Raw genomic sequence first — 7996 nt, forward strand, 5'->3', positions numbered from 1 at the left:
CTGTTCTGCCAAAGATTTTGAAAAATTGCAGAGGGTTTGGGAAACTTCCCAACAAGAAAAATCCCCCGCAATCGTCGGCAGACGAAAACGGGGGATTTACGGAAGTGGGTACCCGCTTCCTATGCTTGCTATTCAAGTTCTTTGTTCTTTGAAATGGTTACTTTGTAATTCACATATTTACCGCCCGTGTCGGCTAAAAGTACCGTTCCGTCGTAGGTTTTGCCCGTTTTCGGAGAGTACAGTTTTTTAACTGTTGCCTTGCCGGATTTAAGAAGTGCTGCGGCAATCTTCGGGGTAAAGGCGGTTTTTCGTTCCTCAAAGAAGCGGTCATTTTTCCACATGGTAAAGCCGCACTCTTTGTTGGAACAGTAGTAGTTTTTCTTTCCCTCATAGACCAGGGACTTGCAGCGGGGACACTTCCCAAGCTCTGTTTTTTCTGTCTTGAAAAGCTCTTGTTTCTCACCCAACACGGAAGCATAGGTTTTTACAAGCTCCTGCGTCATTGCTTCGATACCCTGCATGAAAGCGGCAGGGTCAGCGTTACCCTTTGCAATCTGCGTCAGATTGTTTTCCCATGCAGCCGTAAGCTGCGGAGAAGTTAAGCTGTCCGGCAGGACGCACACAAGGTTTGTGCCGTCTTTGGTAGGAAGTAGCTGCTTGCCCTTGCGCTCGATAAAGCCGCCTTTTACTAACTTTTCAATGACAGCGGCGCGGGTAGCGGGCGTCCCAAGCCCCCGGCGTTCTGCGTCCGGGTCGGTGTCCTCATTCCCAGCGCGTTCCATAGCAGAAAGTAAGGACGCTTCATTGTGGGGCTTCGGCGGCGTCGTTTCATGCTCCGTAACCTTTGCAGCAGGGTTTTCAAAGGTCTGTCCCTCGGTAAAGTCCGGCACATCTAAAACAAGTTCGTTTTCGTCGTCGCTGTCCGGCTTCTTTTTGAGGGTCACCCGGTAAAGCCGTTCCATGTCTTTCCACCCGGCAGCGATTACCGCCTTTCCCTTTGCCGTAAATTCATGGTCGGCGCAGGAGAAAACCGCCGTTACCGCTTCAAAACTGTACGGCTCGGCGGTCGCCATAAGCAGACGCGCCCCGGCAAGGGTAAGGATATTGCGCTCGCTTTCCGGCAGCGCGGTAAGGTCAGCCTTTGCAAGCTCCATAGTGGGAATGATTGCGTGGTGGTCTGATACCTTTTTGCTGTTCAGAACGCGGGAAACTTCCGGCGTAAAGGAAATGCCCGCCATAAAGGGCAGCTTCCCGCATAGCAGCGCGATAATGCCCGTCGCTGTTTCTCCCATGTCATCGGTCAGAAATGCGCTGTCCGTTCTCGGATAGGTCAAGAGCTTCTTTTCATAGAGGGTCTGTGCAAGGTCAAGGGTCTGCTTTGCCGTGTACCCGTAAATACGGTTTGTTTCCCGCTGTAAACTGGTAAGGTCAAAGAGCTTCGGCGGGGCAATGGTTTTCTTTTCTTTCACAAGGGAAGTACAGACAGCCGCCGACGCTTCGCAGGCTGCTTTCAGTTTGCCCGCTTCATCAGCGGCGCAGATCTTCGCGCTTGCCGCTTCTGCGCCGGGGAGCATAAGGCGCACATGATAGTAGGTTTCTTTCTTGAAGTTTGTAATGGCAGCGTCCCGGTCTACAAGCATTTTTAAGGTCGGGGTCTGCACACGTCCCACGTTCAAGGTCTTTCCATACAGGCAGGAGAAAAGGCGGGTCGCATTGATACCGATAAGCCAGTCAGCCTTTGCCCTGCATAGTGCGGAATGATAGAGGGTGTCATACCCGCGCCCGTCCTTCAGATGTTCAAAGCCGCTTCGAATTGCGTCCGTTTCCATAGAGGAAATCCAAAGACGGGTAAAGGGTTTCTTGCAGCCCGCCATTTCATAGACAAATCGGAAAATCAATTCTCCCTCGCGCCCCGCGTCGCAGGCGTTCACGACTTCCGAAACGTCGGCGCGGTGCATGAGGTCTTTCAAGATTTTGAATTGTTTTCCCTTGTCGGCGGCTACGGTGTACTGCCATTCCTGCGGCAGAATGGGTAAGCTGTCATAGCTCCATTTTCTGTACTGCTCCCCATAGGCGGCAGCTTCGGAAAGCTGTACCAAATGCCCGATACACCAAGAAATGATGTACTTGTCATTTTCGATATATCCGTCTTTCTTACCCGTAACGCCAAGGGCGGCGGCAACCGCCGCCCCGACGCTGGGTTTCTCACAAATCACAAGTTTCATTCTTCCTCGTCCTCCTGTTCGGTGTCTGCGATGTCAGTTTCTTCCTCCGGCTCGTCCTCGTCGTATTCGTCAAAATCGAACTCGTCAAGGTCGGTGCTGCCTTTTACGTTCTGCTTCGGTTTCATAAACTTAACGTAGTAGAGGGCTGCGCCGCCGCCAAGAAGTCCCACAACAAGGAAGATGAGAAGCCCGCCCATGCTGTTTTTGGGTTTCTCCGGCTCTGCGGGAGCTTCCGGCTCGGTGTCCTTGCCTGTGCAGTTATTGATAGTTACAGAGCAGACAGGACAGGCGGTGTTGACTTCGCCTGCCTTGCATTTCTCGGTACAGTTGCAGACAGCCGGGGGCTGTTCGGTCTGTTCCTCCCCGATAATCGCCATAAGGTCGCTTTCGTCTACTTGATTTAGGAAGTGGACGGAATTTTCCCCCTCGGCTGCCCGGTCAACGATAATGTAAAAATAGTTGCCGCCTTTGCTTTTCACGACGATAAACTGTTTATCCTCGGCAGCGTCCCCGTCGATGTCGTCCACAAGGGTCATGTTGCCCTCCGGGGTAAGGGGCTGCGGTTCGGTTTCCACGATCACGCCGCTGTCGTCGGTTTCTTCCGTCGTAGGTGTCTGTGCAAAGGCGGTAACAGAAAAGCCGCCCATGAGCATAAGGGCGGCGCAAAGTGCGGTAAGGCTTCTAAGAATTTTATTCTTCATCTGCATTGTCCTCCTGTTCCTCATAGTCTGCGGGCATAGGGGCAATGCCCGGAATACCTCCGCCCGCAAGCATAGCGGTAAGCTCCTGCGGGGTAAGGCGCATAGAGCGCACAAGCTGAACGATTTGCAGATTTTCCGCTTCGGTTTTCTGTGCTTCCAGTCCGCGCAGCCTGTTCTGATACTCCGTGATTTTCTCACGGGTCTTTTGGATTTCCTTGTCAATTCTTTCGATTTTACTCATTGCCATAAAATTTTTCTCCTTTCGATTTTCAAAAAATGTGTCAGTTCCAGTTCATCAGCCCGTACCCTTTGATACAGGCATAGTCAAGGGGATAGCTCTTAATCTTGCAGGCGTCGCCGGAATTGCCCTCCACGGTATAGACGCGGCTTTCGTCCCTGCCGATAACAAGTCCTACATGGTCTGCGCTGCCGTCTAAATCCCAGTCAAAAAAGATAGCGTCGCCGGGGGCAATGTTTTCATAGCCCCGCGCTCCCCATTGTCCGTGAGAAGTAAACCACGGAATACCCTGCGACTGGCAGGCGGCAAAGCGCGGCTCGGAAAGTCCCATTTGCCCGTAGCACCAGGACACGAAACAGGCGCACCATTCCACGCGGGAATTAAAGCCGTACCAGCTCCAATACGGATAGCCGCCCACATTTCCGACTTGCCGTTTTGCAAGGTCAACGATAGCGGTATTGCCGGGGCGCGTTCCGTTTACAAAGTCCACGCCGCTTAAATCTTCCGACGCGGAAGTGTCGGGAGAGCCGCCGCCAAAGATAAGGGGCTTGTTCCCGCTTGTCTGTAAGTACACCCGGTACATTTCCAGTTGTTCCGGGGTCAGATTGTTTTCCGCAATGGTGGATAGTGGGGTATTCGTCAGCTTGACGTTCAAGATGTAATACTCATAAGGCACTTGTACCGTGTAGGTGTCCGTATGCTCGTTGCCGTCCTCATCTGTCCATGTGTCGGTGCGTTCTTCCTCCCGGTAGCGTATTTCCACTTCCTCGGTCAGCGTCAGCTTGTATTGTTGATTGAAAATCCGCTGTAATTCGCTCTGTACCTCGGCGCAGGTGTAGCTTTGGTATTTTGCGGTCAGATAAGACGCTAATTCATGGGGATTGTGTCCGATATTTGCAAGGTCATAGCGGTACTCGTCATAGCCCGGATTGTCGCGCTCGATATTGTCAATCCTGCTTTGCAGCTCGTTTTCCAATCCTGCGTAGCTGTTTTCCACTTCCACAAGGTCGCTGTCCTCGGACGTATAGGACGTTCCAAGCACGCCGTTTAACGTGCCGGAAAACATTGCCCCACAAGAGGACAGCCCGGACATAACCATGATAAAGAGCAGTAGCACCCCGACAGCGATTGCCACACCCGCCGGGTGCCTTGCCACAAATGCTGCGGTCTGCTTCGTTTTCTCGGCGGCTTTGGCTGCCGCCTTGCGGGTGCGTTCTGCCGCGCCCTTGATACCCTTTGCGGTATTGCGGGCTTCCTTTGCATACTGCCGCTTGATTTTCTGCTTCTGCCAAAACCGGGAAATGGGGTTACTGGTTAGCTGCGGGTTCTCATGCAGGGTCTTGTGATACTGAAAGTCCATATTTGCCCGAAAAGCCGCTTTTTCTGCCTTTGCCGCTTCCCGGTAGGGTTTCAGCTTATGGTTGCGGTAGCCCTGCTTGATTTTCCGCGCCCCGTACTTCAATCCCCGTTCTGCGGCTTCCTCGCTCTTGTGTGCGCCCTCCACGCCGGAATTATCCTTTTCGACAGAATGGATTTTGTTATGTACCAAAATCCCGGCTTCCTGTGTGGGGCGGGATAGCGGGTTGTGCTTCTCCTTAAATCCGGGCGGCTTGTCCTTTTCCTCAAAGTGCAGGCGGGTCTTGCCTTTCCCGGTGGTTTCGTCAAAGGTGCGCTCTTTTACCAGTTTCTTTTCTTTGGGGATAGCTGCCTTTGCCTTATCCAAGCGGTCGGCGGCTTTATCGGATTTCTTGATATACTTTTCAAGCTCCGGGGCAGCGCGTTCCTCGTCGGTAAATTGCAGCCGGGAAGATTTCGTCCCGGCGGTAGCTTCTGCCTGTGCTTTTCGTACTGCCTTTTTACTGGCTTTTCGTGTATGGGCGGCGTCGATATGCTTCATGACGCGCTCCGTTTTGCCTGTGTCCGCTTTGGGGGCAGCTCCCGGCACATGGGGAAGCGGGCTTGTATCAGATACCGGGGGAAGCTGCATAGCGTCCTGTGCCGCCTGTTGTTTCGGGGTCTTTTGTAAATCCGCGTCCCGTATGCGGTTGCTGATACGTTCCGTGTCTCCCGTGGTCTGATTTTCTGCGATAGCCCCGTCGCGGGTCATTTTCTGCGTGATTTTATCGCGGGGCTTTAATGGGTCTTTCAAGTGTTACCACCTCCAATCCGCGCCCCTGCAAGGGCGCAATACTCGGCGTTCAGTTCAATGCCGATATAGCGGCGGTCAAGGCTTTGCGCTGCAAGCCCGGTGGTGCCGCTTCCAAAGAACGGGTCTATCACAACGCCGCCTTTCGGACAGCCCGCAAGTATGCACGTTTCCGCGAGCTTCGGGGGATAGGCGGCAAAATGCCCGCCCTTGTACGGTACGGTATTGATAAGCCAAACGTCCCGCTTGTTTCTTGTGGTCGGCATAAGGGCGTCGTCATAATAGCTGCCGCTGCGGGGCTGATTGATACCCTGTACCTTGCCCTGTCCTGGTACTTCCTCGGCGTATTTGTGTCCTGCGCTGCGCCCTTGCCTGTAGCGCGCAGCCGTTCCCGGCGCGATCGGCTCTGCAATGGCGGCAGCGTCATAGTAATATTTCTTTGATTTCGTCAGTAAAAAGATATGCTCATAGCAGCGGCTCGGTCGGTCGCGGCAGCTTTCCGGCATAGGGTTTTCTTTCAGCCAGATAATATCGCTGCGTAAATACCACCCGTCAGAGCGCAGGGCAAAGGCAAGAAGCCACGGAATACCGATTAAATCCTTTTGCTTGCAGCCCGCTTTCATGCCGCTGCCGCAGTATGTGTCTGCGATATTCAGCCAAAATGTCCCGTCGTCTTTGAGTACCCGGCGCAGCTCCCGGAACACTTCCACAAGCCGCCCGATATACTGCTCCGGCGTGTCCTCACGTCCAATCTGCGCGTCAAGCCCGTAGTCCCTTAGTCCATAGTAAGGCGGGCTTGTGACGCAGCAGTTCACGCTTTCGCTCGGAAGCTCCCGCAGGGCATAGAGGGCGTCGCGGTTGATGATTACGTCTGTTTTCATGGCTTGCTCACTTCCTCCGGCTTTGTCGTAAGCAGACAGTAAAGCTCGGTGTCCGTCGGGAAGCGGTCAATGAACGGCAGCACCACATTCCCGTAAAAGATAAGCCCCTCGCCCGCTTCGGTGTGGGTTACATACTTCATCTGCTGCGGGGAGATGTTAAGCTGCTTTGCAAGGATAGCCCGGTCGCCCTGTGCCTGATTGAGCATGAGGACAAAATCGGAGTTTTCAAAGATATTCTCGACTTCGCGGCTGCTTAAAAGGTCTTTGACGTTCTGTGTGATAGCCGTCGGTATGCCGCCCCATTTACGAAAACGCTTCCAAATCTCCACAGAATAGGCTGCGGTCTGTTCCTCTTTCAAAAGCAAATGAAATTCGTCCATATAGTAACGGGTTGCCTTTTTCTCGGCGCGGTTGACGGTCACGCGGTTCCACACCTGGTCTTGCACAATGAGCATACCTAATTTTTTGAGCTGCTTTCCAAGCTGCTTAATATCAAAGCAGACAAGACGGTTTGAAAGCTCCACGTTGGTACGGTGGTTAAAGACGTTCAGAGAGCCGGAAACATAAAGCTCCAATGCCGCCGCAATGCGGGCAGCTTCCGGCTCCGGCTGTTTCAGCAGTTCGTTGTAGAGGTCGCCCAAAATCGGCATTTTTGCCGGGGCGGGGTCTGCAAGGAAAGGTCGGTACACATTCCTAACGGCGCGGTCAATGACGGTCTTTTCCACGGGCTGCAAGCCCTCTTTGCCGCCGATAACAAGCTCGCAGAGGGAAAGGATAAAGTCGGATTTCAAGGCAAGCGGGTTGTCGTCCTCGGAGTAGTTGAGGTTAATATCCATAGGGTTCACATACTGGGGCTTGCCGTCCATGCCTTTTCCGGCAGGCGACAGACGTATCACTTGCCCGCCCAAACGCTGCACAAGGGAAAAATATTCTGCTTCCGGGTCGCAGATAATAATATCGTCGTCGGTAATGAGAAAGGCGTTTGTCATTTCCCGTTTTGCCGCAAAGGATTTACCGCTTCCCGGTGTTCCAAGAATAAGCCCGTTGGGATTTTTCAGTTGCTTGCGGTCGCAGAGTATCATGTTGTTACTAAGGGCATTTAAGCCGTAGTAAAGGGCTGCACCCCTTTGGAAAAGCTCCTGCGTGATGAACGGGATAAAAATAGCGGTGCTACTGGTCGTAAGCCCTCTTTGAATGGGGATAAGGTTCTCCCCAAGAGGAATAGAGGACATAAAGCCCGCTTCCTGCAAATAGTCAAGGCGGGTCAGAGCGCAGTTGTTTTTCTGTGCAAAGCCCGCCGTAGCAAATACGTCATTATCTAGTTTCCGTTTTGTGTCTGCCATGTTTACCACAAGGAACGTCAGCAGAAACATTCGCTCGTTGCGGCTCTGTAAATCCTGCAACAGATTTTTTGCTTCGCTGCCGAAAGTAGCAAGGTCGGACGGAATTATATCCATGTCATACCCGCTGCGTACCGCTTTTTTCTGTTCCTCAATCTTCATCTTGTCGAGGTCGGTTATCTTGCGCTTGATAGTCTTGATTGCTTCGCTCTGGTCGATACTGCGGATATGCATATTGACGATTATCCCGTTTTCAAGGTCGAGAATGTCCGAAAGCATACGGTCATTCAGCTCCGGCGCAAGGATTTCAAGGAACGATACCGCACCAAGTTTTCGCCCCATGCGGAACGTGCGCCCGTCGCCAAAACGGAACGAGGACGGGGCGATAAAGTCCTTTGTAGAAAGCCCCGACGGCACAAGCCAGTCCCAAGAGAAGCGGAACGGCTCGCCCCCCCGGGGGGAAAA

The 7996-nt window shown here is 53.0% G+C and carries 6 protein-coding genes; all 6 read right to left on the reverse strand.

What is annotated here, in order from left to right; all coding sequences use genetic code 11:
- Positions 1-128: 128 nt before the first annotated feature.
- Entirely contained in the window at positions 129-2225 is a 2097-nt protein-coding gene (locus tag DW743_RS11200; RefSeq protein WP_117524143.1) for a DNA topoisomerase 3, read from the reverse strand.
- A complete protein-coding gene (locus DW743_RS11205) occupies positions 2222-2926 on the reverse strand; it encodes a DUF4366 domain-containing protein (RefSeq protein ID WP_117524145.1) in 705 nt (234 codons plus the stop codon). The genes DW743_RS11200 and DW743_RS11205 overlap by 4 nt, the downstream gene beginning before the upstream one ends.
- A complete protein-coding gene (locus DW743_RS11210; protein WP_005928569.1) occupies positions 2916-3173 on the reverse strand; it encodes a DUF4315 family protein in 258 nt (85 codons plus the stop codon). The genes DW743_RS11205 and DW743_RS11210 overlap by 11 nt, the downstream gene beginning before the upstream one ends.
- 34 nt (positions 3174-3207) lie before the next feature.
- A complete protein-coding gene (locus tag DW743_RS11215) occupies positions 3208-5271 on the reverse strand; it encodes a CHAP domain-containing protein (protein WP_117524192.1) in 2064 nt (687 codons plus the stop codon).
- 38 nt (positions 5272-5309) lie between these two features.
- Positions 5310-6191 carry a DNA-methyltransferase gene (locus tag DW743_RS11220; RefSeq protein WP_005928563.1) on the reverse strand — a complete coding sequence of 294 codons (882 nt, stop codon included), beginning with the start codon at positions 6189-6191 and terminating at the stop codon, positions 5310-5312.
- Positions 6188-7996, reverse strand: a 1809-nt coding sequence (locus tag DW743_RS11225; protein WP_243106633.1) for a VirB4-like conjugal transfer ATPase, CD1110 family, incomplete at its 5' end; no start/stop codon positions are given. The genes DW743_RS11220 and DW743_RS11225, both read right to left, overlap by 4 nt.

The organism is Blautia sp. AM28-27, assembly GCF_003480905.1.
Lineage (GTDB): Bacteria > Bacillota > Clostridia > Lachnospirales > Lachnospiraceae > Fusicatenibacter > Fusicatenibacter saccharivorans.

Bases quoted from the DNA above. Each gene is read 5' to 3' on its own strand.
- DW743_RS11200 (WP_117524143.1), bottom strand. From the start codon at position 2,225: ATGAAACTTGTGATTTGTGAGAAACCCAGCGTCGGGGCGGCGGTTGCC.
- DW743_RS11205 (WP_117524145.1), bottom strand. From the start codon at position 2,926: ATGAAGAATAAAATTCTTAGAAGCCTTACCGCACTTTGCGCCGCCCTT.
- DW743_RS11210 (WP_005928569.1), bottom strand. From the start codon at position 3,173: ATGGCAATGAGTAAAATCGAAAGAATTGACAAGGAAATCCAAAAGACC.
- DW743_RS11215 (WP_117524192.1), bottom strand. From the start codon at position 5,271: ATGACCCGCGACGGGGCTATCGCAGAAAATCAGACCACGGGAGACACG.
- DW743_RS11220 (WP_005928563.1), bottom strand. From the start codon at position 6,191: ATGAAAACAGACGTAATCATCAACCGCGACGCCCTCTATGCCCTGCGG.